Genomic DNA, 25957 nt, shown 5'->3' with positions numbered 1-25957 from the left:
TTATTTGTTTTTAAGAGATGAAATTTTCGAATTTATTCCAAAAGAAAACACTTTGCTTTCAGATTGGATATATTGATAAAGAGCCAAAGCCTTATCTTTAAAATTATAATTTTCTTCTTTTGAAAGTTCAATCAGGATATCAGCAAACTGTTCCAATTGTTCCCAATCAAAATGAAGACGCATCAATAATGTTGTCAAATCTTCATTAGAATAATCGATCAAACTTTCAAAGTTCAATCCAAATTCTTTCAGTTGGTTTTCAAGATCTGATTTTTGTAAAGCATTCAAAGGATAAGGTACATAAACAAGAGTTCGTAACGTTTTGAGAACGTTATCAATTCTTATTTTTTCTTCATCTCTTAAACCTTTGTTGAGCATTTTTTTGGTTGTTGGTTGTTGGTTTATGGTTGATAGTTATAATCTAACAACTATCAACCATAAACTATCAACTATCAACTATTATTGCCCGTATTCCTTCACTGCGTCGATAAACGCTTTTGCGTGGTCTACAGGGATATTCGGTAAAATTCCGTGACCTAAATTTACGATATATTTGTCTTTTCCGAACTCATCGATCATTTCGTGAACCATTTTCTTGATAGTCGGAATTGGAGAAAGCAATCTTGAAGGATCAAAGTTTCCTTGTAAAGTAATATTTCCGCCAGACAAATAACGTGCGTTTCTTGCTGTGCAAGTCCAGTCAACTCCAAGAGCTGATGCTTTACTTTTACCCATTTCGCCAAGAGCAAACCAACATCCTTTTCCGAAAACAATAACAGGAGTAATATCTGCTAAAGCATCTACAATCTGATTGATGTATTTCCATGAAAATTCTTGATAATCAACCGGAGAAAGCATTCCTCCCCAAGAATCAAAAATCTGAACGGCATTTACTCCCGACTTTACTTTTTCTTTTAAGTATAAAATAGTCGTATCTGTGATTTTTTGCAATAAGATATGCGCCGCAACTGGATTTGAAAAACAGAATCCTTTTGCTGTATCAAAGCTTTTAGAGCCTTTTCCTTCAACAGCATAGCAGAAAATTGTCCAAGGTGAACCTGCGAAACCAATTAAAGGCACTTCATCATTCAACATTTCCTTAGTCAATTTCACAGCGTCAAAAACGTAACCTAAAGTTTCATTTACATCTGGAACAAAAACTTGATTCACTTGTTCCATTGTACGAATTGGATCTGGAATAATTGGACCTAAATTGTCTTTCAGTTCTACGTGAATTCCCATTGCGCGTGGCACTACCAAAATATCTGAAAATAAAATAGCAGCATCTGGAGCAATTCTGCGAATTGGCTGAACGGTGATTTCAGCGGCTAATTCTGGAGTTTCGCAACGTGTAAAAAAGTCATATTTATCGCGAAGTTCTCTAAATTCTGGTAAATATCTTCCCGCTTGACGCATCATCCATACTGGCGGACGCTGAACTGTTTCTCCTTTTAATGCTTTTAAAAATAGGTCGTTTTTTAACATTGTTTTTTTGCTTTAGGCTTTAAGCTTTAGGCTTTAAGCTTGTTTTTAACTATAGTTTTTTGCTTACGGCTTAAAGCCTAAAGCATATTGCTTATCTATATTCGTGAATTACATCTTCAATCACATCTTCAATTGTGGGCTGATCTGCGACGATGATGTTTTTAGTGATTTTTGACAAAGCTTCTGCGGTTGTATCACCAATGCAGAAACAGATTTGTTTATTTATCGTGTTGTGTTTCAAATAACTCTTAACGCCAGATGGACTAAAGAACAAGATCGCTTCTGGATTTGCTTTTATTTTCTGAGGCTGTAAAGTAGTTTCGTAAACCTGAATTTCATTGAATTTAATTCCGTTTTCTTTTAAAGCTTCGGGTAAAGTGTCTCGTCTTAAATTTCCGCTGAAAAAAGTATAACTTTCATTTCCATAAATCAACGTGATGATTTCAGCTAAATCTGAAGCGTAACCTGTGTAAGCCACAACATTAAAGCCATTATCGCTTAAAAGCGTTTTGGTTTTAAGTCCAACGCAATACACGTTTTTCTTTTTCAGTTCTTCTGATTTTGGATTTGATAAAACACTATGAACGGCGTTCTGACTTGTAAAAATCAGACTTTCGTTGAGGTCTTTTAATTCGAAAGGTTTATTTTCGGTTTTAATGAAATCAGCTTCGATTAATTCAACGCCATATTTCATTAACTCTTGCTTATGAAGAGGAGATAATATTTTAGTAGATAATATCTGAACTGGATTTGCCATTATTTTTTCAGGGATTCTTTGATTTTTTGCATTAATTCCGTTCCGCCATTATTCAAAATCTCCTGAGCTGAGTTGAAACCTAATTTTTTCCATTCAGAAATATCAACTGTTTTGTCGATTTCAAGTTTTTGTTTTCCATCAATAGAAAGCAAAACTCCTTGAAAATGTAATGTGTCTTCGTCCTCATTATAGGTAACCAAAGCTCCAATTGGGGCAGTACATCCGCCTTCCAGCGTTCTTAAAAACTGACGTTCGATATAGGTGCAAATTTCAGTTTCGATATCATTTAACTGAGAAAGGGCATCCAAAGTATAATTATCATTTTCCATTCCCACCACTAGCATTGCGCCTTGTGCAGGTGCAGGAATCATCCAATCTAAGTTAATGTAGTTTTCGGGTTTCAGATTAATTCTCTCCAAACCAGCAGCGGCAAAAACAGCTCCGTCCCAGTTGTTATCTTGTAACTTCTGCATACGAGTGTTTACATTTCCACGTAAGTCAACGACAGTATGATTAGGATATTTATTGAACCATTGTGCTTGGCGACGCAAACTTCCGGTTGCAATGGTGCTTGGATTTGAAAAATCAGGATTGCCTTTATGGACTAAAATATCTAAAACATTGGCTCTTTCTAAAACAGCACCTTGAACGATACCTTTTGGTAAAGCTGTTGGAACATCTTTCATCGAATGCACCGCAATATCAATATCGCCATTGATCATGGCAATGTCTAAAGTCTTGGTGAAAATTCCCGTAATACCAAGTTCGTAAAGTGGTTTATCCAGAATAATGTCACCTTGAGATTTTACCGCCACAATCGAAGTTTTGTAACCTAAATCGTTTAGTTTTTTCTCTACAGTGTGTGCTTGCCAAAGCGCTAACTCGCTGTCACGCGTTCCTATTCTGATTGTTTTTTCAGCCATTTTTTTTGTTTTGAACCATATAAGTTATATAAGTAAATTTAAGCGGTTTGAGTAAAACACATTTTAAATAATCTAATACAACTTTTGTTTTTGCTTTTTTAAACCATATAAGTCATAAAAGTAAATTTAAGTTTTGCACACGGCAATTTTAAATGAACTTATATGACTTATATGGTTTAAACTAAGATGCTTTTATTTTGAAGACTTTTTCAATCCATTCGATGCTTTCATCGACCATGGTATCGTCGTCTTTTAAATGATTTGCAAAATGCGTAGTGATTTTTTGAATGATTCGGTTACTGATTATTTCAGCTTGCTCTTCATTAAAATCGGCAATTTTTTTACTTTGAAAATCTAGTTCCGAAGCTTTAATGGCGTTTAGTTTTTCTTTTAAAGCATTAATTGTCGGAGCGAATTTTCTTCCTTTCATCCAAGTCACAAATTCTTCTTTGATTTCTTCGATGATTGCCTCAGCTGCAGGAATGTGCAGTTTTCTGTTTTCCAAAGTTTCATCTGTCAGTTGAGACAAATAATCCATGTGAATTAAAGTTACGCCTTCTAATTCCTCCACATTTTCATGAACATTTTTCGGAATAGATAAATCCAAAATCAATAAAGGTTTTTTCAGATTTAAAATTGCTTTGTCAACTGTTGGGTTTTGTGCGCCTGTCGCTACAACCACAACATCGGCTTTTTGAAGTTCTAAGTGTAATTCAGAGTAATCTTTAACAATCAAATTTAATTTTCCTGCCAGTTTCTCTGCTTTATCTTTAGTACGGTTTATTAAAGTGATATGTTCGTTTTTAGTATGTTTTACTAAATTCTCACACGTATTTCTTCCGATTTTTCCAGTTCCGAAAAGCAAAATGTTTTTATTGCTGATGTCTTCTACATTTTTAAGAATATATTGTACCGATGCAAATGAAACCGAAGTTGCTCCAGAGCTGATCTCAGTTTCATTTTTAATTCTTTTGCTTGACTGAATAACTGCATTTACCAGTCTTTCCATAAAAGCATTCGCTAAACCTAAAGATTTTGAGTGAATGAAACTGGTTTTAATTTGAGATATAATTTCAAAATCGCCTAAGATCTGACTATCTAAACCAGTTCCTACGCGAAATAAGTGATTAATTGCTTCTTGATTTTTGTAAACGAAACCAACTCTTTGAAAAGCGTCAACAGAACCATTACTGTTATCGCAAATCAATTTGATTAATTGAAATGGGTGTTCTGCAAAACCATAAATCTCGGTTCTGTTGCAGGTTGAAGTAACTAGTAAACTTTCTATTCCTTCGCTTTTAGCTTGCTCCAGCAGACGAGTTTTCGCAACAGCATCCAAACTAAATTGACCTCTGACCTCAGCATCAGCTTTTTTATAACTCAGACCAACTGAGTAAAAATAAAGGTGTTTCGGTACGTTATTGTTTTCCATAAATTCACTTTCATAAAAGTGCAACAAAATTATTACTATACCATCGATAAAAATAACGCTAAAAGTACTTTTTATGTCGCTGTATGTTTTTTTGAACCTAAATGGGTGTTTTTGAGTAAAAAGGACTACTTTTGTAGCAAAATCAGCTCCTTTGAAGTGATTAGTTTAGAGTGATTCTAAATAACGTTTGAAATTTGTTTTGATTTTCGTTTCAAAAAAATATCGCTATGGGTTCTCAACAAATTATAAAAATTGAAGACGACTTTACGCTGATCCGTTTTCAGAATGACGGCACCGAACCTTTTTTTGCACAGCATGAAATTATAGGTACTGGTCTGATACAGTTTCACTTTGGGATAAAAGGGAATGCAAAATTCTTGTTTAATCAAGGCACTTATGCTTTAGAGCTGAAAGAAGAAAAATCGCTGCTTTTATACAATCCGCAGAAAGAATTGCCACTTCATTTAGAACTTGCTCCAAACTCGTGGGTGATTTCGGTAATTGTTTCTATCAAGAAATTTCATGCATTGTTTTCTGCTGAAGCCAATTATATTACTTTTCTAAGTCCTGACAATAAAGACAAGAAGTATTATAACGAAGGAAATATAAGTCCGTCAATGGCAATTGTGTTGAGTCAGCTGTTTCATTACAATCTTCATCCTTCGATCAAAAACCTTTATTATAAAGGAAAAGGATACGAATTGTTGAGTTTGTATTTCAACAGAACCGAAGATCCAAATGCAGAACAATGTCCGTTTTTGATTGACGAAGACAATGTTTTGAAAATTAGAAAAGCCAAAGAAATTGTAATCGCTAATATGGCCGAACCGCCAGGATTGCAAGAATTGGCAGATGAAATTGGTTTGAATTTGAAAAAGCTAAAAATGGGTTTTAAACAAATTTATGGCGATACGGTTTACGGTTTTCTTTTCGACTACAAAATGGATTTCGCTCGAAAACTATTAGACTCTGGTTCTTATAATGTAAACGAAGTAGGGTTGAAAATTGGTTACAGCACCGGGAGCCATTTTATAGCAGCATTCAAAAAGAAATTCGGAACAACACCCAAAAAATATTTGATGTCGATTAATGCGAATGTTTAAATTTTTTTTCGCCACAAATTCACGAATTAGCTTAAAATGAAATCTGCTAAATCTCCTGAATCTGCGAGAGAAAATTTCACGAACGATTTAAAATCAATTTTGAATATTCAACAATAATTAAAAAGTAATAATTATCATATTTCGAAAAAGTTCCAAGCGCTACTTTTGTCGAAATTTTTAAAAAACAAATTAAAAGCTTAAAGCCTAGAGCTTAAAGCCTAAAGCAAAAAAAACAATAATGAAAGGCGTATTATTAGTAAACTTAGGTTCTCCAGAAAGTCCAACTCCAAAAGACGTAAAACCATATTTAGATGAATTTTTAATGGATAAATATGTGATCGATGTTCCATATTTATTAAGAGCACTGTTAGTTCGTGGTATTATTTTAAGAAAAAGACCAGAAGAATCGGCACATGCTTACGCGAAAATTTGGTGGGAAGAAGGTTCTCCTTTAGTCGTTCTTTCAGAAAGAATGCAGCATAAAGTACAGCCTTTAGTAAATGTTCCTGTTTCTTTAGCCATGCGTTACGGAAGTATGACAATCGAAAAAGGACTTCAAGAATTAAGCGATAAAGGAGTTACAGATGTTCTTCTTTTTCCATTATATCCGCAATATGCAATGGCTTCTACTTTGACGATTTTGGTTAAAGCAGAAGAAATTCGCAAGAAGAAATTTCCTCACATGAAATTTACCGATGTTCCAGCGTTTTACAACAAGCCAGATTACATCAAAAATTTAGCAGATTCAATTCAGAAACACTTAGTTGGATTTGAATACGATCATTTATTGTTTTCATATCATGGAATTCCAGAGCGTCATATTCGTAAAACTGATGTAACAAAATCACATTGTAAAATTGATGGTTCATGCTGTAACACACCGTCGCCAGCACACGAATTCTGCTATCGTCACCAATGTTATGAAACGACAAAACAAGTTGTAAAATTATTGGGACTTCCAGAAGACAAATACAGTCTGACTTTCCAATCTCGTTTAGCAGGTGATAAGTGGCTAGAACCGTACACCGACGTAGAAATTGACAATATGCCTGCGAAAGGAATCAAGAAATTGGCAGTTGTAACACCAGCCTTCGTTTCAGATTGTTTAGAAACTTTGGAGGAAATCGCAATGCGCGCGAAAGAAGATTTCGAAGCAAAAGGAGGAGAAGAATTTTTAGCAATTCCTTGCTTGAATGACGACGACGAATGGTGCCAAACAGTGGCAAATTGGATTAATGATTGGGCTAAATAAAAATTAGATGGATAAATTAAAAAGCATTTTCGTTTTATTTTTTGTTTTGATAATTCTTGCAGGTTGTAAAAAAAGCGGTTCACTTGCAGACAATAATTTTTACGATAAAACATTCAATTGGCACATTTCTGTTCCAGATGATTACGAAAAAGTAGATTTAAAAGAGAAAGCAGACATTAAAGGAGATACTGCTTTAGCAAAAAAGAAACATTCGATTGTTGTTTTTAAGAAAGATGAAGCCAATTATTTTTCGGTAAATTATGATGATTTTTATGGGAATGATGTTCGATCGCTTGATCTCAATATGAAATTAAAAGATTTTCTTCTTTTAAAGGATATTGGTAAAATTTATCCAAAAGGTAAAATGGGAGATTACTCAGTAAGTACTGAAAATATTTCAGGTTTGCCATTTAGAAAAGCTAAAATAGAAATCACTGAAGGAGAGAAAAAAGTAGCAACATTAGTAATTTTTTCTCGAGGTTTTAATGGTAAAATCTTCGTCAATTCTATAGTCTATGAAGATGAAGATGATGGTAAAGAAATGATCGACCTTTTTAAAAAATCTACATTTAAGAAGTAATGGAATACTACAACTATTTAAAATCACTGCACCTTATATTTGTAATTACTTGGTTTGCAGGTTTGTTTTATATTGTGCGTTTGTTTGTTTATCAAATAGAAGCTAGTGAAAAACCTTCTCCTGAAAAAGAAATTTTACAGGCGCAGTACAAAATTATGGCCTACCGTTTGTGGTATATTATTACATGGCCATCGGCGGTCTTAGCGAGTATTTTTGCTTTTTGGATGCTGTTTTTTACAGACGCAGGTCATGTTTGGATAAAAATGCCTTGGATGCATGTAAAATTATGCTTCGTTTTCCTATTGTATTTATATCACGGAAAATGCCATCAGATATTTAAACAATTGCAAAACGATGAGGTAAAATATTCGAACAATTTCATGCGCTTATGGAACGAAGGTGCAACGATTATTTTGTTTGCCGTTGTTTTTTTAGTAGTTTTAAAAAGTGCCATCAACTGGATCTTCGGCGTAATCGGAATTATTTTATTCTCGGTTTTAATTATGCTGGGGTTTCGATTTTACAAAAGAATTAGAGAAAAGAAATAGTTTTTTAGTTTCAGGTTTCAAGTTTCAAGTTGCCAACGCAACATAACCTGAAACTTGAAACCTGAAACAAATAAAACAAAAAACATGCTAAACAACTTCAAAATGTCAATGCTTTCGCTTCGTACCAGGATTTTCCTGTCGATGATTGTATTGATTGTAGTGGCATCTTTTTTATTGGCTTCGATTTCTATTATTCAGTTTAAAACGGAAGCCAAAGAATACCATCAAGAACGTTTAGAACGAAAAGAAAATGCCGTAAAAGAACATATTAATTATGTTTTGGCAACTACAACGTATCCGCTGAAAACCCAAAATCTGGATTTGATTTTTAAAGATAAAATCCACGAGCTGGCGCAGATTCATAAAATTGAAATCAATATTTATAGTCTTGACGGAAAACTTTTAAAATCTTCAAAAGAATCTTTTGCCGTTGATAAAGCGCCACCGCCAATTCCCGAATACATCTTAAAATTGGTTCGTTCTTCTATAGAAAAGCGATTTGTAGACATAAAAACAATCGACGGAGTCAAAAACCGATCTTCATACAGTTTAATTAAAGACGAAAAATTCAAGCCACTCGGAATCTTAAATCTTCCGTATTTAGAAGATGATGGCTATTACGACAATGAGCTCAATACTTTCCTGATTCGTTTGAGTCAGGTGTATTCTTTCATGCTGATTGTGGCTTTTGCATTAGCGTATTTCCTTTCCACCTATATCACAAAATCACTAAAAACAATTTCGGAGAGATTGGAAGAAACAAATCTAGATCAGAAAAATGAGAAAATTGTTTTAGAGGCAAATAGTAAAGAAGTCAATTTCTTGATTAAAGCCTATAACGGAATGGTAGATAAATTGGAAAAAAGTGCCATCAAACTGGCGCAAAGCGAACGTGAAGAAGCTTGGCGCGAAATGGCCAAACAAGTGGCGCATGAAATTAAAAACCCGCTTACGCCAATGCGTTTGACGGTTCAGAGTTTTCAGCGAAAATTTGATCCTTCCGCTCCAGATGTAAAACAGAAAATGAATGATTATTCGGAGACTTTAATTCAACAGATTGATACCATGACAGCGGTGGCATCCGCATTTTCGAACTTTGCTTCGATGCCTGCACAGCAAAATGAAACGCTGAATGTAGTTGAGGTTGTCGAATTGGCTTTGGATATTTTCAACGAAGATTATATTGTTTTTGAAAAAGAAGAAGAAGAAATCATTTCAACAATGGATCGTACACAATTGATTCGTGTCATTACCAATTTGGTTAAAAATGCTACTCAGGCCATTCCCGAAAGTCAGTTTCAGAAATCAATTGTCGTATCCGTCAAAAGGAGCGACAATAATGTAGAAATTGCTGTAAAAGACAATGGAATTGGAATTCAGAAACAAGATATAGAAAGGATTTTCGAACCAAAATTCACTACCAAAACCAGCGGTATGGGACTTGGACTCGGAATTATCAAAAACATTATCGAAAATTACAAAGGAACGATTACCTTTGAGTCAACTTACGGAAAAGGAACAACGTTTATCGTTTCTTTGCCTATCACCAACTCATAAAAATAGTGTCATGATTTACGAAAATATTTTGATTGCAATAGAGGAGAGAATTGCAACCATTACGATTAACAGACCAGCAAAATTGAATGCTTTAAACAAGGAAACAATTAGCGACTTGAGTAAAGCAATTCAATTACTTAGCAAAAATGACGATGTTCGCGTTATAATTTTGACTGGAAGTGGCGAAAAAGCATTTGTGGCTGGAGCCGATATTTCAGAATTTGCTAATTATACTATTGTTGAAGGCGCACAGTTGGCTGCTGAAGGACAAGAATCTCTTTTCGATTTAATTGAAGGACTTAAAAAACCGGTTATTGCCGCTGTGAATGGATTTGCATTGGGCGGTGGATTAGAACTGGCAATGGCTTGTCATTTTAGAATTGCTTCAGACAATGCAAAAATGGGACTTCCGGAAGTTACTTTAGGATTAATTCCAGGTTACGGAGGAACGCAGCGTTTGCCTCAATTGGTTGGAAAAGGCCGTGCCATGGAAATGATCATGACAGCCGCAATGATTTCTGCTGAACAAGCAAAAGATTACGGTTTGGTAAATCATGTTGTGCCTCAGGAAGAACTTTTGTCTTTTACGAATGTAATTGCGCAAAAAATCATTAAAAATGCTCCTTTCGCTATTGCGAAAGCTATAAAAGCAATCAATGCTAATTTTACAGATGGTAAAAATGGTTTTGATGTAGAAATAAAATCATTTGGAAAATGTTTCGGAACTGCCGATTTCAAAGAAGGAACAACAGCATTCTTAGAAAAACGTAAAGCCGAATTTACAGGAAAATAATTTTTCTTAACCGCAAAGACACAAAGATTTACGCAAAGCACGCAAAGAAAAATATAAAACTTAGCGGACTTCGCGTAAATCTTAGCGACCTTTGCGGTTAAATAATTACACAAAGAGTATAAAAACTTAGTCTCTTAGTATCTCAGAACCTTAGCACCTTAAAAAATGTACGAACCAATATTTGCCCTTTTTTGTGAACGAGTTAAAGAAAGCATCCAATCTGGAACTTTCGCAAAACTGACTTTGGCCAAAACTATGGGCGATACCGATCTTAAAAATGTTTATTTCCGATTGGTTCTTAATGAAGATAATACCTTTTCAATTTCGCTGACTTTTAGATACAAAACGGAAGAAGTAGAAAGTATTCATACCTTAGACGAAGCTTTATTAATTTTAGGAACGCACATTAAAAATCCGTTTCTAACGGCACTTTTATTTACAACAAATGATGATGTTACCTTCAAAGTAAATAAGAAGAATGCAGGAAGTATTATTGAGCAAGCGCCGACTTTTAAAAATGCTTCTCCTGTAATGCTGGAAATGATTGAAAAAGGAATTGTTTAAATAGAAAGACATTCCGTTCCTAGGGAACTCAAATTCTGATAAAAATTTTCAAATTCAACGGATTAAAATCCGTTGCTACAATATATTTTGTTCCTATGGAACTTTGGTTTAAAGTTTCTGTGAATTCCTGGAAATAAAGAGCCATCGGCTCGATTCATTTTGTAGAGACGGATTTTAATCCGTCCTTAGCATTAATTTTTGCGTGTCTTTGCGAAAAATCTTCGTGTATCTCTGCGGAATCTCTCTCTCTCTCTTAAACAAGCTTCACAAACAAATTAGAAGCAATTTTATTCGAGATAGATAATTCTCTTTCGTTAACTTTAATTCTCACCGATAAATCGAAAGATTCTTTAGAAAGAAATTCAATTTTAGAACCCAAAGCAATTCCTTGTTTGTCCAGATATTTTAAAAACTCCGAAGAAGTATCTTTTACGCCCACGCAAACACCAGTCTGATTTTCTTCTAATTCAGACAAAAGCTGTTTTTCGATTTTAATAATTCGTCCGTTCGCATCTGGAATTGGATCTCCGTGCGGATCTTCAGTCGGATTTCCAAGAAAATCATCCAAGCGGTTAATCAATTGTTCCGATTTAATGTGTTCTAATTGTTCAGCAATATCGTGAACCTCATCCCAACTGAAATTTAGCTTTTCAACCAAAAACACTTCCCAAAGACGATGTTTTCTCACAATCATTTTTGCGGCCAGCTTTCCATTTTCAGTTAAGGAAACACCTTGGTATTTTTTATAATTTACCAAATCTTTCTCTGCCAGCTTTTTAAGCATATCGGTTACAGAGGAAGCTTTTGTTTCCATAATTTCCGCAATGGCATTGGTGCTAACTTCTGTCTCCGAAGCAGCTGTCAAGTGATAGATCGATTTTAAGTAGTTTTCTTCTGAAAAGGTCATTTCTTTATTTTAAGTGGCAAAGATACAAAGTGACAGAGGTGCAAAGTTTATAATCTTTGTCTCTTTGTTACTTTGAACCTTTGTATCTATTTCATTTAACAATCAACAAAGGTATCGAAATTTTATGTCTCAATTTGTCTACGGTTGTGCCAAAAAGAATATCTTTTAAGCCAGTGTGGCCGTGGGTTCCCATAACGAGAATGTCAAAATTGCCATTATTGATGATTTCTGGAATTGTTTTGTTTGGTTTTCCAAAACCAAGTTCAGTTTCGATGCTAAATCCCTTTTGCGAAAGCATTTCTTTGTATTCCAATAATAATTTTTCATCAATCGTGGTTTCGTAATCGTGAATGTGAGTGCCGTACATTAAAGCACCAACTGTTTCCACAATATGAATAAGCGTATATTTTGCATCCATTCCGCCCAATTCGAAAGCGTGATTCAGTGCCGCTTCATCAGCATTAGAAAAATCAACAGAAATGGCAATGTTTTTTACTTCTTGGGTTTTCTTTTGAGCAAAATGAAGTTTAAGGTTATGCGGGGAATGATTGATCGTTTTTGACTTGAATTTAGCAATAAAAGGTTTTAAAATGATGTACAATAATAATGCTGCAAATCCAAAAGCAAGAGGAACAACCGTAAGCCAAAGAACTGTCGGATGATTGGAGCTTTGTAGCCAAGAAGTGATTTCGTCATAAACCAATTTGGCATTCAGCGAAACAATGATTGAAGCAATAATCCAAGAAACAATCTGTGTGGTTCTGGAAATATGAAAACCATTCATTTTTGACTTGTCACTCACGAAATGGATTAGCGGAATAATGGCAAACCCAAGTTGCAGACTCAAAATGACCTGACTTAAAATTAAGAGCTTTCCAGTTACGCTTTCGCCATAAATTAAAATCACAATTACGGCAGGAATAATGGCAATCAAACGTGTTATAATTCTACGAACCCAAGGCTGAATTCTAAAATGCAGATAACCTTCCATTACAATTTGTCCAGCAAGCGTTCCTGTTACGGTCGAACTTTGTCCTGCGGCGATCAAGGCGACTGCAAATAATATTGGCGCCCATTTGGTTCCTAATAATGGTTCGAGAAATTGATGTGCATCTTGAATTTCGGCAACTTCAAACATTCCGTTTTTGTGAAAAGTAGCGGCGGCAAGAATTAAAATCGCAGCATTTACGAAGAAAGCAAGATTTAGAGCAATGGTTGAATCGATCAAGTTATATTTTAGAGCTTGTTTGATTCCTGCAGGAGTTCTATCAAATTTTCTCGTTTGCACTAAAGACGAATGCAGGTACAAGTTATGTGGCATTACAGTCGCTCCGATAATTCCGATAGCAATGTACAAAGCAGCAGAGTTTGGAATTGAAGGAATAAGTCCGGCTAAAACTTTGTGGACTTCCGGTTCAGCAAAAATCATTTCGAAAATGAAAGAAAAGCCAATAATTGCCACTAAAGCAATAATGAAGGCTTCCATCTTGCGAATTCCTTTATTGATCAGGAAAAGCAATAAAAAGGTGTCTAGAACAGTAATTAAAACGGCTTCGAGCAACGGAATTCCAAAAAGGAGGTTAATTCCAATCGCCATTCCGAGAACTTCTGCCAAATCGCAGGCCGCAATCGCAATTTCGGCAAGAAAATATAAAATGTAGTTGATGTATTTCGAATAGGTTTCTCTCGAAGCTTGTGCCAGATCGCGCTGTGTTACAATTCCGAGGCGGGCACTTAAACTCTGCAAAAGCAAAGCCATTAAGTTACTCATTAATAAAACCCAAACTAAAGTGTAGCCGAATTGGCTTCCGCCAGCAATATCAGTCGCCCAGTTTCCTGGATCCATATAGCCAACACTTACTAAATATGCAGGGCCTAAGAAGGCTAAAATTTTTCTAAAACCTTTTTTTTTATTTTCTGTAGAGACCGATTCGTGGACTTCTTCTAAAGATTTGGTCATTGTAAAAGTATTGTTTTCACAAATATAGAGAAAAATTATATTCGCGAAACAATATTTTTAGACGAGTCTAAAAGTTAAATGTTAGAATTTAAACAATTCGGACACAATCCCGACAAGGTAAAGTTGATTTCGTTCACTTTGTAATTGTGTGGCATGATGTAACTCGGCTTTACCGTTTCGAGGCAAGTAATCTCATGACAATTTTCGCAACTGAAATGTGCATGGTTATGAATGTGTACACGCTGGTGCGAATGATTGCATTTGGCATACTTTACAGTTCCGTCCAAATTCGAAATTTTATGAATAACGTCTTCATTGATTAATCGATCTAGAATTCTGTAAATGGTAACGCGATCGCATAAATCGTTTAATTGTTTATGAATTTCGGTATGCGAAAGAGCCGTTTTAGATTTCTCAAACACCTCTAAAACAGCCGTTTTTGCTGCGGTATTACGTGTAGTTTTCATTTTTACGGAATTAAAAATTAAACGCAACAATGTTGCAATTGATAAAATTATATATATTTGCAACAAAATTGCATTAAGCAAAAGTACACGAAATGAAGAAAATAAGCACACCTTTTTACGATATTTTAGGAATTTCAAGCGCGACTATTTGTCTGGTTCATTGTTTGATTTTTCCTCTTTTAACGATTCTTCCTTTGGGGTTGAGTCATAATCCGATTATAGATTTGCTCTTTGCTTCGATAGGTCTATTTGCAATTTTCAAAATTATAAAAAAATCATCTCTTTTGGTATCGTCAATTTTAGTTGTTTCAATGGCGTTGATTTGGATTAGCATTTTGACAGAACTCTTTTTCGAAATCCATCTTGATCTGATTTATTTCGGAGGAATTGGGATGATCTTAGGGCATTTAATTAATTACAAATTACATAGAAAGCAAAATCATTAAAAATAGAAATATGGAACAGAAGAATTTTGAAGTGATTATCGTTGGTGGAAGTTATAGCGGACTATCTGCAGCAATGAGTTTAGGACGCTCTTTACGTCAGGTTTTGGTTATCGATAGCGGTTTGCCTTGCAATAGACAAACACCGCATTCTCATAATTTTATTACACAAGATGGTGAAAAGCCAGCAGTTATTTCGGCGAAAGCCAAATTGCAAGTTGATATCTATAAAACCGTTCAATTTTATAATGGACTTGCTGTAAAAGCACTTAAATCAGAAAATGGTTTTGAAATTACGACTGAATCTGGAGAGATCTTTACAGCGAGAAAAGTATTGTTTGCAACAGGTGTTAGAGATTTGCTTCCAGAAATTGAAGGCTTTGCTGCATGTTGGGGAATCTCGGTTTTGCATTGTCCGTATTGTCATGGTTATGAAGTTAAAAATGAAAAAACGGCTATCATTGCCAATGGAGAAATGGGTTACGAATACGCCAAACTAATTTCAAACTGGACGAAAGATCTAAGATTGTGCACCAACGGAAAATCAGAATTGACTTTAGAGCAAACACAAACACTTAAAAATCATGGCGTTTTGATTTTAGAAGAAGAAATAGATTCTTTGGCACATAGTGAAGGCTACGTTTCGGATATCATTTTTAAAAACGGAGAAAAAGTTCACATAAAAGCCATTTATACAAAGCCTCCGTTTGAACAGCATTGCAATTTGCCACAAGAAATAGGTTGCGAAATCAACGAACAAGGATATTTGAAAGTTGATTTTATGCAAAAAACAACTATTCCAGGTATTTTCGGAAGCGGCGATGCGACAACTCAAATGCGTTCTGTGGCATTGGCGGTTTCTTCTGGATCTTTCGCGGGAGCGGTAATTAATAAAGAACTTATCGATGAGAATTTTAAATAAGCTCGTGAAAAATGCTTGCAAAGTCGCGAAGGCGCAAAGTTTTTTTAAACCATATAAGTTATATAAGATAATGTAAGTTTGATTTTAATGAATTGCCCCTAGCTAAAGCTGGACGCTATTCAATTTCTAAATGTATTGGTTTTTACATATAGATTTAAATCCAGTTTTAAATGAACTTATATGACTTATATGGTTTAAACGATTTGCCGAAAAACAAAATCCTAACATATTGAATTCAATACGTTTGAAAAATTTTCCTTTGAGAATAATTATTTGTCAAATTTAATTTTTAGATTTGTCTAAATTTAATTTTACAACAATGAAATATTTATTTTTGACAATATTAATAATTTCAGCTAAAAGCCTTTACTCGCAAAATATTTCAGGAAAAGTAGAAGCATCAATTCCTGTTGATCAGTATATTACTATTAGTTTATTAAATACAAACTTTAAAACTCAGGCAGATTCTCTAGGAGTTTTTCAACTTCAGAATATTCCAAAAGGAACTTATAAAATACAAGTGACCTCGACTGGATTCAAACCGATAACCCAAAAGATTTCAGTTTTAGAAAATGAAAATTTGAATTTAGATTTTGAATTGGAAGAAGACCAAAACGAATTGAATGAAGTTGTGGTTTCAGGAACTTTAAAACCTGTAAAGCGATTAGAAAGTGCCGTTCCTGTTGAGGTTTATTCTCCGGTTTTCTTCAAGAAAAACCCAACGCCAAGTATTTACGATGCGCTTCAAAATATAAATGGCGTTCGTCCACAGCTCAATTGTGGTGTCTGTAACACGGGAGATATCCACATAAACGGATTGGAAGGTCCATATACTTTGGTTATGATTGACGGAATGCCAATTGTAAGCAGTCTTTCTACGGTTTATGGTTTGTCTGGAATTCCGAATTCTTTGGTTGAACGAATTGAGATTGTAAAAGGTCCTGCTTCGTCTCTTTACGGAAGTGAAGCAGTTGGCGGTTTGATCAATATAATTACTAAAAATCCAACTACTGCACCGACTTTTTCAGCCGATTATTTTACGACTTCTTATTTTGAAAGCAATCTCGATTTGGGAACCAAGTTTAATGTTGGGAAAAAAGCGACTTCGCTTATCGGAGTCAATTACTTCAACTACGATCAGGTTATTGATAAAGACAAAGACAATTTTACCGATGTGACACTTTCTAAGCGAATTTCGGTTTTTAATAAATGGAGTTTTAAGAGAAATTACAATCGCCTTTTTACGATTGCAGCGCGCGGAATGTACGAAGATCGTTGGGGAGGAGATATTCGTTGGGAAAAGAAATATCGAGGTGGTGATGAAATTTACGGCGAAAGCATTTATACCAAAAGAGCCGAATTAATTGGAAGTTATCAATTGCCTTTTGAAGAAAAACTGATGCTTTCGTTCTCTGGAAACGTTCATTATCAAGACAGCCGATATGGCACAACATCGTATATTGCCAATCAGAAAATTGGATTTTTGCAATTGACTTGGGATAAAAAAATCGGAAGAAACGATTTATTGGCGGGAGTTGCGAGCCGATATACGTATTATGATGATAACACGCCCGCAACGAAAAATCCTGAAAACACTTGGCTTCCTGGGATTTTTGTTCAGGACGAAATTACATTTTCTCCCAAAAGCCAGATTTTGCTCGGAATGCGTTACGATTACAACTCTATTCACGGCTCTATTTTTACACCGAGATTTGCGTATCGATTCAAAGCCAGCGAAAACACAATTTTTAGATTAAATGCAGGAACTGGGTTTCGCGTTGTGAATTTGTTTACAGAAGATCATGCTGCTTTAACGGGTTCGCGAGATGTTATCATTAAAAACGATTTGAAACCAGAACAATCTGTAAATGTGAATTTGAATTATATTCAGAAAATAAATTTCGGAAATGGAACGTTTATGGGAATCGAAACAACGGCTTTTTATACCAGATTCAGCAATAAAATCATTTCAGATTATGAGTCGAATCCAAACGAAATTATATACGATAATATTGATGGTTATGCGCTAAGTCAAGGAATTAGCACTAATATTGATCTTAACTTTCCTTCGGGATTAAAATTTATTGTGGGAGCAACGGTTTTAGACAACAAAAATGTGGAAAACGGGATTTCAGAAAGACCTTTTTTGACCGAGAATTTTACGGGAACTTGGAGCATTTCATACAAAATCCAGCCTTGGAATCTATCGATGGATTATACGGGAAATGTTTACAGTCCGATGAAATTGCCATTGTTGAGTGAAACCGATCCGAGAAGTCCGACATCGCCTTGGTACAGTATTCAGAACATTCAGTTTACGTATTCGGGATGGAAAGATTTTGAAGTCTATGGCGGAATCAAGAATTTGCTGAACTTTACCCCAATGCAGAATAATCCGTTTTTGATTTCGAGAACAAATGATCCTTTTGATAAGAATGTTCAATACGATTCGGCTGGAAAAGTTTTGGTTACGCCTGATAATCCGTACGGTTTGACATTTGATACGACTTATGTTTATGGACAAAACCAAACTATCCGTGGTTTTTTAGGATTGCGATATACTTTTAGGTAATTTTATATTAGCCACGAATTCACGAATTATTTGTTGAGATTCAACCAAATAAAATTATACGAATTAATTTTGATTAATTCGTGTAATTTCTCTTTCAGTTGTGTTGCTTTATAGACAATTTTTCAAATAATTCGTGAATTCGTGGCTAAAAAACAGAAAACAATGAAAAAGCTATTTCTATTTATTCTTTTCTTCGGAATAACTTCAACAGGATTCTGCCAGTTAAAAAGCAGATCTTTTGAGGAAATAGATAGCTTGCAGCAAATTCAAAAACGAAAAATCATTGTCTTTATTCATGCCGATTGGTGCCAGTTTTGCCAGAGAATGAAAGCTACAACATTTACAAATCAGGAAATTATAGAGAAATTAAACTCTGATTTCTATTTTATCAGTTTCAATGCCGAGGAAAAACGGGATATTAGGTTTGCTAATCACACTTTCAAATACCAGCCTTCGGGAAATAATGTTGGCGTTCACGAATTGGCTTTAGAGCTTGGAATGATGAACAAACAAATCAGTTATCCCATTTTATGTGTTTTGAATGAGAAGAATGAAATCATCTTTCAGTACAACAATTATTTGGCGATGAAAGATTTTAAAACTCTTTTAGAAAATCTGGAAAAGTAAATTTTCTTATTTTTGAGAATGAATTCTTCGCAAATCCCACACTTCGACTATATTTTTACAGGAACTGGCCTCGCATCTCTGATGACGGTTTATAAAATGATTTTGTCTGGAAAATTCTCCGATAAATCGATTTTACTTCTAGATCAGGATGCAAAGAAAGTCAATGACAGAACTTGGTGCTTTTGGGAAAAAGAGCAAAGTGTTTGGAATTCTGTTATTTCAAAAAAATGGAATTCGGCTTTATTTGCCAATGAAAATTTCAAACGCGATATGGATCTTAAACCGTATTCGTACAATAAAATCAACAGTTTAGATTTCTATAATTTTGTTTTTGATGCCATTTCAAATCAATCGAATATTACATTCCTAAACGAAAAAGTAACCGACATTAACGAACTCGAAACGCATGTTTTTGTTGGGACAGAAGAAAATCGATACACCGGCAACTATCTTTTCAATAGCATTTATACTAAGGCTTTCGCCGAAAGGCAAAACAAATATCCCGTTTTGCAACAGCATTTTGTAGGTTGGTTTGTAAAAACTAATGAAGAAGCTTTTAATCCAGAGGAAGTTACTTTTATGGATTTTTCGGTAGAACAAAGAGGAAATACAAGATTTATGTATGTTTTACCGACTTCAAAAACAGAAGCTTTGGTGGAATATACTTTGTTTTCCGAAAAACTCCTTTCAAAAGAAGAGTATGAAAAAGAGATTGAAATTTATCTGAGAAATCTCGGAATTGAACAGTGTGAGATTTTAGAAAAAGAGCAAGGAAGTATTCCAATGACCTGTTATCCGTTTTGGGAAAAGAACACCAAACGTGTGTTGAATATCGGCACGGCAGGCGGCTGGACAAAAGCGAGTACAGGTTATACCTTTAAAAGCTCAGATAAAAAATCTTCCCACTTGGTAAGTTTCATTCAACAAGAAAATTTTGAAATGAAGAACTTTCATAAAAAATCTAGGTTTTGGTTTTACGACTTACTGCTTTTGGATATTCTACATCGACACAACGAATTGGGAAGTTCTATTTTTTCATCACTATTCAAAAAAGGAAATCCAGAATTGATTTTCAAATTTTTGGATGAAGAAACGAGTTGGGTGGAAGATTTAAAAGTGATTTTGAAATGTCCTAAACTACCTTTTATAAAGTCTTTGATTAGGGTTTTACTTAAGTAATTTGGCTTTGCACCTCTTTTTCTTTCAAATCGCCAAAAATAGTTGATGTCCTAAAAACATTAGACTGTTTGTTAATAAAATGGCTTATTTTCTTGTTATAATAACTTTTTGAGACAGTATCGCTTAACTAATAGCATTTAAATTTGCGGGATCAAAACTAGATTTTAGATTTTGAAAGAATCACTGAAAAAGAATAATCGCGTAGTAACGATAATGAATTATGAAATGGACTCTGACTTAAAATTTGATGCGGAAATAGAAGCAGTAAGTGAAATCTGTAAAGCACTTGGTCATCCTACTAGAGTTCAGATTATGACCCTTCTTTGGAAAAGAGATAAAAGGACTTGTGGCGAAATTGTTGAATTGATTCCTTTGGCACAATCTACAATATCAAAACATCTCTTAGAATTAAAAAAAGCAAGTTTGGTTACTGTACGATATGAAGGGAAGAAGACAATTTATTCTATTGAGCTAAAGACGATTAAAATTTTAAAAAAATATTTGAAAAGCTATCTTTCTACGATTGAAATTTCTGAAGATAAAAAACGAACAGTTTTGACAACGAGTCAGAGAGCACGAGGAAGGAATAGCCATTTGAAGCAATACAATTATCAATTTCCCCATAAAATGACAAAACAAGAGAGCTTAAATAGTGCTCAAAAAAATGAGTAAGACTTCTTAATACATTTTCATATAAAATTTAATATCTAACTATAACAAAACTTTATACTTGAAAGTAACTAGTTGCGAGTAAACTTTGTAACTTTGCAGTTCAAAAAGTACAATTTAAAATAAAAGAATATGTATCCACTAGAAATGGTAAAACCAATGGAGGCTGAATTAACAGCTGCTGGTTTTCAAGATTTACATAGTGCTGAAGCTGTAGATAATGCTATCAAAGCTGAAGGTACCACTTTAGTTGTTGTAAACTCTGTTTGCGGATGCGCTGCAAGAAATGCACGTCCAGGAGCAAAAATGAGTTTGGATAATGCTAAAAAACCAGATCATTTAATTACTGTTTTTGCAGGAGTTGACAAAGAAGCTGTTGATGCTGCAAGACAACACATGTTTCCATTTCCTCCATCATCGCCATCTATGGCTTTGTTTAAAAACGGAGAATTGGTTCACATGTTAGAGCGTCACCACATTGAAGGACGTCCAGCTGAATTAATCGCTGAGAATTTACAAGATGCGTTTAACGAGTTTTGTTAATTCCTAAGTCTCAGAGTAACAAAGTAACAAAGAGACAGAGATATAAAGCATAAAAAAAGCACTATTTAAAAATAGTGCTTTTTTATTTTACAGTGAGAAAACTTTGTCTCTTTGAGACTTTGTCCCTTTGTAACTCAAAAAATTAATTCCATCCCCCGCCAAGTGCTTTATACAATTCGATCATCGAGCTTAATTGTCTCTCTGATAATTGAGATAGGCTTAATTGGGCATTAAAGAGGTTGGTTTCTACATCTAAAACTTCTAAGTAAGAAACGTAACCGCTGTCATATCTTTCGTGAGATAGTTTGTAATTGATCAAAGCCGCTTGAACTTGTCTATTGCGAGCTTTCCATTCTTCTTGGTATGTTCTCACATTTTGTATGGATTGTTCTACTTCAGAAACAGCTCCAATATAGGTTTTTTGATAAAGGAATTTGAATTGTTCTGCCTGTTGTCTGTTGATTTCAACTCTTCTTTTGTTTTTTCCGAATGCAAAAATAGGACCTGCAATTCCGCCAGAAGCATTTTGCATATAAGAACTGCCTAGAAATAGATTGCTTAAATCAGCACTGGCAAATCCGGCAATGGCCGCCAAATTAATAGAAGGAAAACGCATCGCTTGAGCAACGCCAATTCTTTCATTTGCCGCTGCATATCTTAATTCGGCAGCTTTTACGTCTGGTCTATTTTCTAATAAGGCAGACGGAATTGACAGCGGGATTTGACTAACGATCTGCAGTTCTGTATTGCTTTTTCCTCTAGGAATTTGAGAAGGAAGCTGTCCAGTAAGCAATGCAATTGCATTTTCATAATACGTTATCTGTCTTTGAATGTTCGGAATTGCGGCTTCGGCAATGGCAACCTGCTGTTCAATCTGTGCTTTGTCGACTTCAGAGATGTAGCCTTTTGCAAATCTTTCACTTATGATTTGATAGTATTTCTCTCTAGTTTCAAGAGTGTGCTTGGTTATTTCAAGCTGATCATCAAAATTTCGCATCTGGAAATAGGCTGTGGCAATATTAGCAACAATGTCTGATAATACTACTTTACGAGCTTCTTCTGTAGCAAGAAGTTCGTCTTTTACCGCATTGTTTTCATGACGAAATTTTCCCCAGAAATCGAGCTCCCAAGACATACTGGCTCCAGCTGTAGATGGAGTAATATATTTCTCATTGCTGTTTATAGTTGCTCCATATTGGAAACTTGGAAATAAATCGGCTTTAGCATAACCCAACTCCGCACGAAGCTGATCGATTCTTGAAACTGCAATTTTAAGATCATAGTTATTCTGAAGTCCTTTTGTTATCAGATCTTTCAAAACATCATCATTAAACAGATCAAACCATTTTACGTTGGTTACCGAAGCGAGACTGTCTAAATTTCTTTCGTTTATATAAGACTCTGATTTTAGCTGCTCGGGTTTTTTATATTTTGGTCCTACCATACATCCGGCTGGAAATAAGGAAATAACCAATATAATAACGATTATTTTATATTTCTTACTCATGGTCTGTAGTATTTGATTCTACATTATTTTCTGTTGTTGTGATTGTTTCCTCTTTCTTATGTCCGATTTTTTCAATCATAACAAATAGACCAGGAACTATTAATACACCTAATATTGTGGCGATTAACATTCCGCTAAATACAGCCATTCCCATTACAATACGGGCTTGCGATCCTGCACCTGTAGCAGTTAGTAACGGAACCACTCCAAGAATAAAGGCAAAGGCAGTCATCAGAATCGGACGAAAACGAAGTCTCGCCGCATACATTGCCGACTCGTAAAGCGGTTTTCCTTTCTCGTATTCTTCTTTGGCAAACTCAACAATCAGGATGGCATTTTTAGCTACCAATCCGATGAGCAGAACGAGTCCGATTTGCGCAAAAACGTTGTTGACATAAGCATCACTTCCAAATCTTGCCAAAAGAAGCCCTAAAAACGCTCCAAATACTGCAAAAGGAGCTCCAAGGAGTACGCTAAAAGGTAATTTCCAGCTTTCGTATTGTGCGGCTAGGATTAAGAATACAAAAACCAATGCCATGATGAATACAGATGATCCTCCAGGAGAATGTTTTTCCTGATACGATAAGTTGATGTAATCGAAACTCATATCTGCTGGCAAGGTCTGTTTGGCCACTTCTTCTAAGGCTGTCAGCGCTTGGGCACTACTATAACCATCGTTCGGACTTCCTCCAATCTCAGCAGATCGGAATAAGTTTAAACGATTGGTAAAATCGGGACCAGATACTTTGGTTGCCGTAACTAGTGTAGAAACAGGAAGCATGTCACCTTTATTGTTTTTGACATAAATCATGTTAAGATCTTCTGGTTTTACACGATTAACGGCTTCTCCTTGCACATAAACTTTGTATTGGCGTCCGAAACGGTTAAAGTCATTTACATAACTTCCTCCCAAAAATGCTCCGAGTGCTTCGGTGACTTTAGAAACAGGTATTCCTAATTTCATAGCTTTATCGTTGTCGATATCCAACTTAATTTGTGGAGTACCAGCGTTGAAAGTAGTGTAAATTCGTTTTATTTCAGGTCGCTGTTGTGCAGCTGCAATAAAGTTCTGAGTTTGTTCAGCCAAATATTGAGGTGTATTTCCTCCTCGGTCTTGCAGCATCAAACTGAAACCTGCGGAAGCTCCTAAACCTTGAATTGCGGGTGGACCAAATGAAAAACAAGTCGCCGTTGTAATTTGAGTGGCCAGTTTTTTATTGAATCGGTCTACAAATTGTTTAGCTGTTTCAGCTCTTTCTTCCCAAGGTTTTAAAGAGATAAAAATAAAAGCATTGTTGGGCTGATAAGAGTTGGTAAGCATACTAAATCCGTTGATCGTGGTATAAGAAAGAATAGATTTTTCTTCTTTAAGGAAACTATCAACCTTTTTAGATATTTCATCTGTACGCTGTAACGACGATGCAGGCGGCAAAGCAATATTTACTAAGACATAACCCTGATCTTCTTCTGGAATAAATCCTAGCGGAATTTTTTTGCCTAAAAGTACAATTGACACAAGTATAACCGCTAATAAAACAATAATGCGCAGAGCTTTTTTAGCAAAAAATGTAGCTCCGCCGATATATTTTCCTGTTACATTTTCGAAAACTCTATTGAACCAAGAAAAGAATTTGGCAAGCCAACCTTTTTGCTGATCAAGAGGTTTTGTTGGTTTCAAGAGCATGGCACAAAGCGCGGGACTTAAAGATAAGGCACTAAATGCCGAAAAAGCCACCGAGACGGCAATGGTTATGGCAAACTGCTGGTAAAAACGTCCCGTAATTCCGGGAGTCATCGCAACCGGAATAAAAACAGCACACAGAATTAATGCAATGGCAATTACAGGTCCAGAAACTTCTTTCATGGCCTGGATTGTTGCTTCACGAGGATTTTTCCCATGTTCAATGTGATGTATTACAGCTTCAACAACCACAATTGCATCATCGACCACAATACCAATTGCCAATACTAATCCTAAAAGAGAAAGGGTATTAATTGAAAAGCCTAACATCGGGAAAACTGCTATGGTACCAACCAATGAAACGGGAACTGTAATTAATGGGATTAAAGTAGCACGCCAGTTTTGCAGAAATATAAACACTACTAAAATTACGAGAATAATAGCTTCAAAAAGCGTATGAACAATATCATCAACTCCAGCAGTAATGGCTAGAGTGGTATCGAGAGATTCTTGGTAGACTATATCTTGAGGGAATTTCTCAGCCAATTGTTTCATAGTGTTTTTTGCGGTTTCTGCTACATCAAGAGCATTACTTCCAGGCATTTGGTAAATAGCTACAACCGCACTTGGCGAACTGTTTCTTCTGGCTGATGAACTGTAGTTCTCCGTTCCTAATTCGATACGGGCAATATCAGCCAATAGTACCTGAGCACCATCTTCTTTACTTCGAACCACAATGTTTCCGAATTCTTTTTCGGTTACTAATCGGTCTTGAAGCGTAACTCCGTAAGTGAATTCCGTATTAGGAGGTGCTGGTTCAGCTCCAAATTTACCTCCAGGACTAATCATGTTTTGAGCATTCAATGCATTTTTGACATCATCAACTGTTACACCGAGTTTACTCATCATATCTGCTTTTAGCCATATACGCATCGAGTAATCACTTCCTCCAAATAGAGTTACCTCTCCAACTCCTTTTATACGAGCCAATTGATCTACGATATTAATACTGGCGTAGTTATTTAAGAATTTAGCATCATATTTCGGATTCGTAGACGTAACTGTAAAAAGCATCATCGGGAACGATAAAGATTTTTTTACCACAACCCCTTGCTGTTTTACACTCGAAGGCATAAATGGAGCAGATTGGTTTTGTCTGTTTTGGGTTAGCATATTGGCGTTGTCCAAATTGGTTCCCACATCGAAAGTAACTTCTATGGTACAGGCACCATCAGAAGTATTGATCGATTTCATGTATAGCATATTTTCAACACCATTTACTTTTTGCTCAATAGGAGTTGCAACGGCTTGTTCTACGTTGAGTGCATTTGCTCCAGTAAATGAAGTAGTAATTTTTACAACGGGCGGATTAATATCCGGATATTGTGAAATAGGTGTTTTTTGTAGTGCCAGTAATCCAAGTATCACAATAATAATACTAATTACAATGGCAACAATCGGTCTTCGGACGAAAAATTCTCCCATA

At 35.3% G+C, this 25957-nt stretch carries 24 protein-coding genes; 14 read left to right on the top strand and 10 right to left on the bottom strand.

Translation table 11 applies throughout. From position 1 onward, the window contains the following. The 5 genes from J7574_RS01975 to hemA form a co-directional block, all read right to left on the bottom strand. Nucleotides 1-378, bottom strand: a complete 378-nt coding sequence (locus J7574_RS01975; protein ID WP_290963418.1) for a hypothetical protein — start codon at nucleotides 376-378, stop codon at nucleotides 1-3. A gap of 81 nt (nucleotides 379-459) precedes the next feature. Further along, nucleotides 460-1485, bottom strand: a complete 1026-nt coding sequence (gene hemE, locus J7574_RS01970) for a uroporphyrinogen decarboxylase (RefSeq protein ID WP_290963415.1) — start codon at nucleotides 1483-1485, stop codon at nucleotides 460-462. Nucleotides 1486-1576: 91 nt separating this feature from the next. Then, the gene (locus J7574_RS01965) at nucleotides 1577-2242 is read right to left on the bottom strand and encodes a uroporphyrinogen-III synthase (RefSeq protein WP_290963412.1); all 666 of its coding nucleotides are present in this window, start codon (nucleotides 2240-2242) and stop codon (nucleotides 1577-1579) included. After that, on the bottom strand, nucleotides 2242-3165 hold the full coding sequence (gene hemC, locus J7574_RS01960; RefSeq protein ID WP_290963409.1) for a hydroxymethylbilane synthase: 924 nt from the start codon (nucleotides 3163-3165) through the stop codon (nucleotides 2242-2244). The genes J7574_RS01965 and hemC overlap by 1 nt, the downstream gene beginning before the upstream one ends. Before the next feature lie 181 nt (nucleotides 3166-3346). Then, the gene (hemA, locus tag J7574_RS01955; protein ID WP_290963406.1) at nucleotides 3347-4597 is read right to left on the bottom strand and encodes a glutamyl-tRNA reductase; all 1251 of its coding nucleotides are present in this window, start codon (nucleotides 4595-4597) and stop codon (nucleotides 3347-3349) included. A 227-nt stretch (nucleotides 4598-4824) separates the two neighbouring features. Here hemA and J7574_RS01950 point away from each other — a divergent pair, with 227 nt between their 5' ends. The 7 genes from J7574_RS01950 to J7574_RS01920 all read left to right on the top strand — a co-directional run bounded on the left by J7574_RS01950 (nucleotide 4825) and on the right by J7574_RS01920 (nucleotide 10994). Further along, nucleotides 4825-5700, top strand: a complete 876-nt coding sequence (locus tag J7574_RS01950) for an AraC family transcriptional regulator (protein ID WP_290963403.1) — start codon at nucleotides 4825-4827, stop codon at nucleotides 5698-5700. Nucleotides 5701-5938: 238 nt separating this feature from the next. Then, nucleotides 5939-6952: a ferrochelatase gene (gene hemH / locus J7574_RS01945; RefSeq protein WP_290963400.1), complete on the top strand. Its 1014-nt coding sequence runs from the start codon at nucleotides 5939-5941 to the stop codon at nucleotides 6950-6952. Between the two features lie 7 nt (nucleotides 6953-6959). Then, on the top strand, nucleotides 6960-7532 hold the full coding sequence (locus J7574_RS01940) for a hypothetical protein (protein WP_290963397.1): 573 nt from the start codon (nucleotides 6960-6962) through the stop codon (nucleotides 7530-7532). Further along, on the top strand, nucleotides 7532-8080 hold the full coding sequence (locus J7574_RS01935; protein WP_290963394.1) for a CopD family protein: 549 nt from the start codon (nucleotides 7532-7534) through the stop codon (nucleotides 8078-8080). The genes J7574_RS01940 and J7574_RS01935 overlap by 1 nt, the downstream gene beginning before the upstream one ends. 141 nt (nucleotides 8081-8221) lie before the next feature. Then, nucleotides 8222-9637 (top strand): ATP-binding protein, encoded by a 1416-nt coding sequence (locus J7574_RS01930; RefSeq protein ID WP_290965402.1) that lies wholly within the window; start codon nucleotides 8222-8224, stop codon nucleotides 9635-9637. Between the two features lie 10 nt (nucleotides 9638-9647). Continuing rightward, a complete protein-coding gene (locus J7574_RS01925; protein ID WP_290963392.1) occupies nucleotides 9648-10430 on the top strand; it encodes an enoyl-CoA hydratase-related protein in 783 nt (260 codons plus the stop codon). 165 nt (nucleotides 10431-10595) lie between these two features. Further along, complete coding sequence (locus tag J7574_RS01920; RefSeq protein ID WP_223706360.1) at nucleotides 10596-10994, top strand: hypothetical protein; 399 nt, start codon at nucleotides 10596-10598, stop codon at nucleotides 10992-10994. 253 nt (nucleotides 10995-11247) lie between these two features. Here J7574_RS01920 and J7574_RS01915 read toward each other — a convergent pair whose 3' ends face one another. The 3 genes from J7574_RS01915 to J7574_RS01905 all read right to left on the bottom strand — a co-directional run bounded on the left by J7574_RS01915 (nucleotide 11248) and on the right by J7574_RS01905 (nucleotide 14328). After that, complete coding sequence (locus tag J7574_RS01915) at nucleotides 11248-11901, bottom strand: metal-dependent transcriptional regulator (protein WP_290963386.1); 654 nt, start codon at nucleotides 11899-11901, stop codon at nucleotides 11248-11250. 91 nt (nucleotides 11902-11992) lie between these two features. After that, the gene (locus J7574_RS01910; protein ID WP_290963384.1) at nucleotides 11993-13861 is read right to left on the bottom strand and encodes an Nramp family divalent metal transporter; all 1869 of its coding nucleotides are present in this window, start codon (nucleotides 13859-13861) and stop codon (nucleotides 11993-11995) included. Between the two features lie 74 nt (nucleotides 13862-13935). After that, nucleotides 13936-14328 (bottom strand): Fur family transcriptional regulator, encoded by a 393-nt coding sequence (locus J7574_RS01905; protein ID WP_095930227.1) that lies wholly within the window; start codon nucleotides 14326-14328, stop codon nucleotides 13936-13938. Between the two features lie 92 nt (nucleotides 14329-14420). Between J7574_RS01905 and J7574_RS01900 the strand changes: the two genes are divergently transcribed. The 7 genes from J7574_RS01900 (at nucleotide 14421) to J7574_RS01870 (ending at nucleotide 21283) form a co-directional block, all read left to right on the top strand. Beyond that, on the top strand, nucleotides 14421-14774 hold the full coding sequence (locus J7574_RS01900) for a MerC domain-containing protein (RefSeq protein ID WP_290963382.1): 354 nt from the start codon (nucleotides 14421-14423) through the stop codon (nucleotides 14772-14774). 10 nt (nucleotides 14775-14784) lie between these two features. Next, nucleotides 14785-15693: an NAD(P)/FAD-dependent oxidoreductase gene (locus J7574_RS01895; protein ID WP_290963379.1), complete on the top strand. Its 909-nt coding sequence runs from the start codon at nucleotides 14785-14787 to the stop codon at nucleotides 15691-15693. 319 nt (nucleotides 15694-16012) lie between these two features. Further along, entirely contained in the window at nucleotides 16013-18265 is a 2253-nt protein-coding gene (locus tag J7574_RS01890) for a TonB-dependent receptor (RefSeq protein ID WP_290963377.1), read from the top strand. Between the two features lie 162 nt (nucleotides 18266-18427). After that, complete coding sequence (locus tag J7574_RS01885) at nucleotides 18428-18892, top strand: thioredoxin fold domain-containing protein (RefSeq protein WP_290963375.1); 465 nt, start codon at nucleotides 18428-18430, stop codon at nucleotides 18890-18892. An 18-nt stretch (nucleotides 18893-18910) separates the two neighbouring features. Beyond that, on the top strand, nucleotides 18911-20071 hold the full coding sequence (locus J7574_RS01880) for a lycopene cyclase family protein (RefSeq protein ID WP_290963374.1): 1161 nt from the start codon (nucleotides 18911-18913) through the stop codon (nucleotides 20069-20071). 171 nt (nucleotides 20072-20242) lie between these two features. Further along, nucleotides 20243-20743, top strand: a complete 501-nt coding sequence (locus J7574_RS01875; protein ID WP_290963371.1) for a helix-turn-helix transcriptional regulator — start codon at nucleotides 20243-20245, stop codon at nucleotides 20741-20743. Nucleotides 20744-20872: 129 nt separating this feature from the next. Then, nucleotides 20873-21283: a BrxA/BrxB family bacilliredoxin gene (locus tag J7574_RS01870; RefSeq protein ID WP_290963367.1), complete on the top strand. Its 411-nt coding sequence runs from the start codon at nucleotides 20873-20875 to the stop codon at nucleotides 21281-21283. A gap of 142 nt (nucleotides 21284-21425) precedes the next feature. Here J7574_RS01870 and J7574_RS01865 read toward each other — a convergent pair whose 3' ends face one another. Then, a complete protein-coding gene (locus J7574_RS01865; RefSeq protein WP_290963365.1) occupies nucleotides 21426-22790 on the bottom strand; it encodes an efflux transporter outer membrane subunit in 1365 nt (454 codons plus the stop codon). After that, the gene (locus J7574_RS01860; RefSeq protein ID WP_290963362.1) at nucleotides 22783-25956 is read right to left on the bottom strand and encodes an efflux RND transporter permease subunit; all 3174 of its coding nucleotides are present in this window, start codon (nucleotides 25954-25956) and stop codon (nucleotides 22783-22785) included. Before J7574_RS01860 ends, J7574_RS01865 begins: the two co-directional genes overlap by 8 nt. Between the last annotated feature and the right edge of the window lies 1 nt (nucleotide 25957).

The sequence above is a fragment of the Flavobacterium sp. genome (assembly GCF_017744675.1).
Taxonomy (GTDB): Bacteria; Bacteroidota; Bacteroidia; order Flavobacteriales; family Flavobacteriaceae; genus Flavobacterium.
The sequence above is the reverse complement of the archived record's forward strand: the minus strand, read 5'-3'. Positions and strand labels throughout refer to the sequence as shown.

Excerpts from the sequence above, each read along its gene's own strand:
- J7574_RS01910 (WP_290963384.1), bottom strand. The coding sequence starts at position 13,861 with ATGACCAAATCTTTAGAAGAAGTCCACGAATCGGTCTCTACAGAAAAT.
- J7574_RS01965 (WP_290963412.1), bottom strand. The coding sequence starts at position 2,242 with ATGGCAAATCCAGTTCAGATATTATCTACTAAAATATTATCTCCTCTT.
- J7574_RS01920 (WP_223706360.1), top strand. The coding sequence starts at position 10,596 with ATGTACGAACCAATATTTGCCCTTTTTTGTGAACGAGTTAAAGAAAGC.
- J7574_RS01880 (WP_290963374.1), top strand. The coding sequence starts at position 18,911 with ATGAATTCTTCGCAAATCCCACACTTCGACTATATTTTTACAGGAACT.
- J7574_RS01930 (WP_290965402.1), top strand. The coding sequence starts at position 8,222 with ATGATTGTATTGATTGTAGTGGCATCTTTTTTATTGGCTTCGATTTCT.
- J7574_RS01925 (WP_290963392.1), top strand. The coding sequence starts at position 9,648 with ATGATTTACGAAAATATTTTGATTGCAATAGAGGAGAGAATTGCAACC.
- hemC (WP_290963409.1), bottom strand. The coding sequence starts at position 3,165 with ATGGCTGAAAAAACAATCAGAATAGGAACGCGTGACAGCGAGTTAGCG.
- J7574_RS01860 (WP_290963362.1), bottom strand. The coding sequence starts at position 25,956 with ATGGGAGAATTTTTCGTCCGAAGACCGATTGTTGCCATTGTAATTAGT.
- hemH (WP_290963400.1), top strand. The coding sequence starts at position 5,939 with ATGAAAGGCGTATTATTAGTAAACTTAGGTTCTCCAGAAAGTCCAACT.
- J7574_RS01895 (WP_290963379.1), top strand. The coding sequence starts at position 14,785 with ATGGAACAGAAGAATTTTGAAGTGATTATCGTTGGTGGAAGTTATAGC.
- J7574_RS01950 (WP_290963403.1), top strand. The coding sequence starts at position 4,825 with ATGGGTTCTCAACAAATTATAAAAATTGAAGACGACTTTACGCTGATC.
- J7574_RS01905 (WP_095930227.1), bottom strand. The coding sequence starts at position 14,328 with ATGAAAACTACACGTAATACCGCAGCAAAAACGGCTGTTTTAGAGGTG.
- hemE (WP_290963415.1), bottom strand. The coding sequence starts at position 1,485 with ATGTTAAAAAACGACCTATTTTTAAAAGCATTAAAAGGAGAAACAGTT.
- J7574_RS01940 (WP_290963397.1), top strand. The coding sequence starts at position 6,960 with ATGGATAAATTAAAAAGCATTTTCGTTTTATTTTTTGTTTTGATAATT.
- hemA (WP_290963406.1), bottom strand. The coding sequence starts at position 4,597 with ATGGAAAACAATAACGTACCGAAACACCTTTATTTTTACTCAGTTGGT.
- J7574_RS01935 (WP_290963394.1), top strand. The coding sequence starts at position 7,532 with ATGGAATACTACAACTATTTAAAATCACTGCACCTTATATTTGTAATT.
- J7574_RS01870 (WP_290963367.1), top strand. The coding sequence starts at position 20,873 with ATGTATCCACTAGAAATGGTAAAACCAATGGAGGCTGAATTAACAGCT.
- J7574_RS01865 (WP_290963365.1), bottom strand. The coding sequence starts at position 22,790 with ATGAGTAAGAAATATAAAATAATCGTTATTATATTGGTTATTTCCTTA.
- J7574_RS01915 (WP_290963386.1), bottom strand. The coding sequence starts at position 11,901 with ATGACCTTTTCAGAAGAAAACTACTTAAAATCGATCTATCACTTGACA.
- J7574_RS01885 (WP_290963375.1), top strand. The coding sequence starts at position 18,428 with ATGAAAAAGCTATTTCTATTTATTCTTTTCTTCGGAATAACTTCAACA.
- J7574_RS01900 (WP_290963382.1), top strand. The coding sequence starts at position 14,421 with ATGAAGAAAATAAGCACACCTTTTTACGATATTTTAGGAATTTCAAGC.
- J7574_RS01890 (WP_290963377.1), top strand. The coding sequence starts at position 16,013 with ATGAAATATTTATTTTTGACAATATTAATAATTTCAGCTAAAAGCCTT.
- J7574_RS01975 (WP_290963418.1), bottom strand. The coding sequence starts at position 378 with ATGCTCAACAAAGGTTTAAGAGATGAAGAAAAAATAAGAATTGATAAC.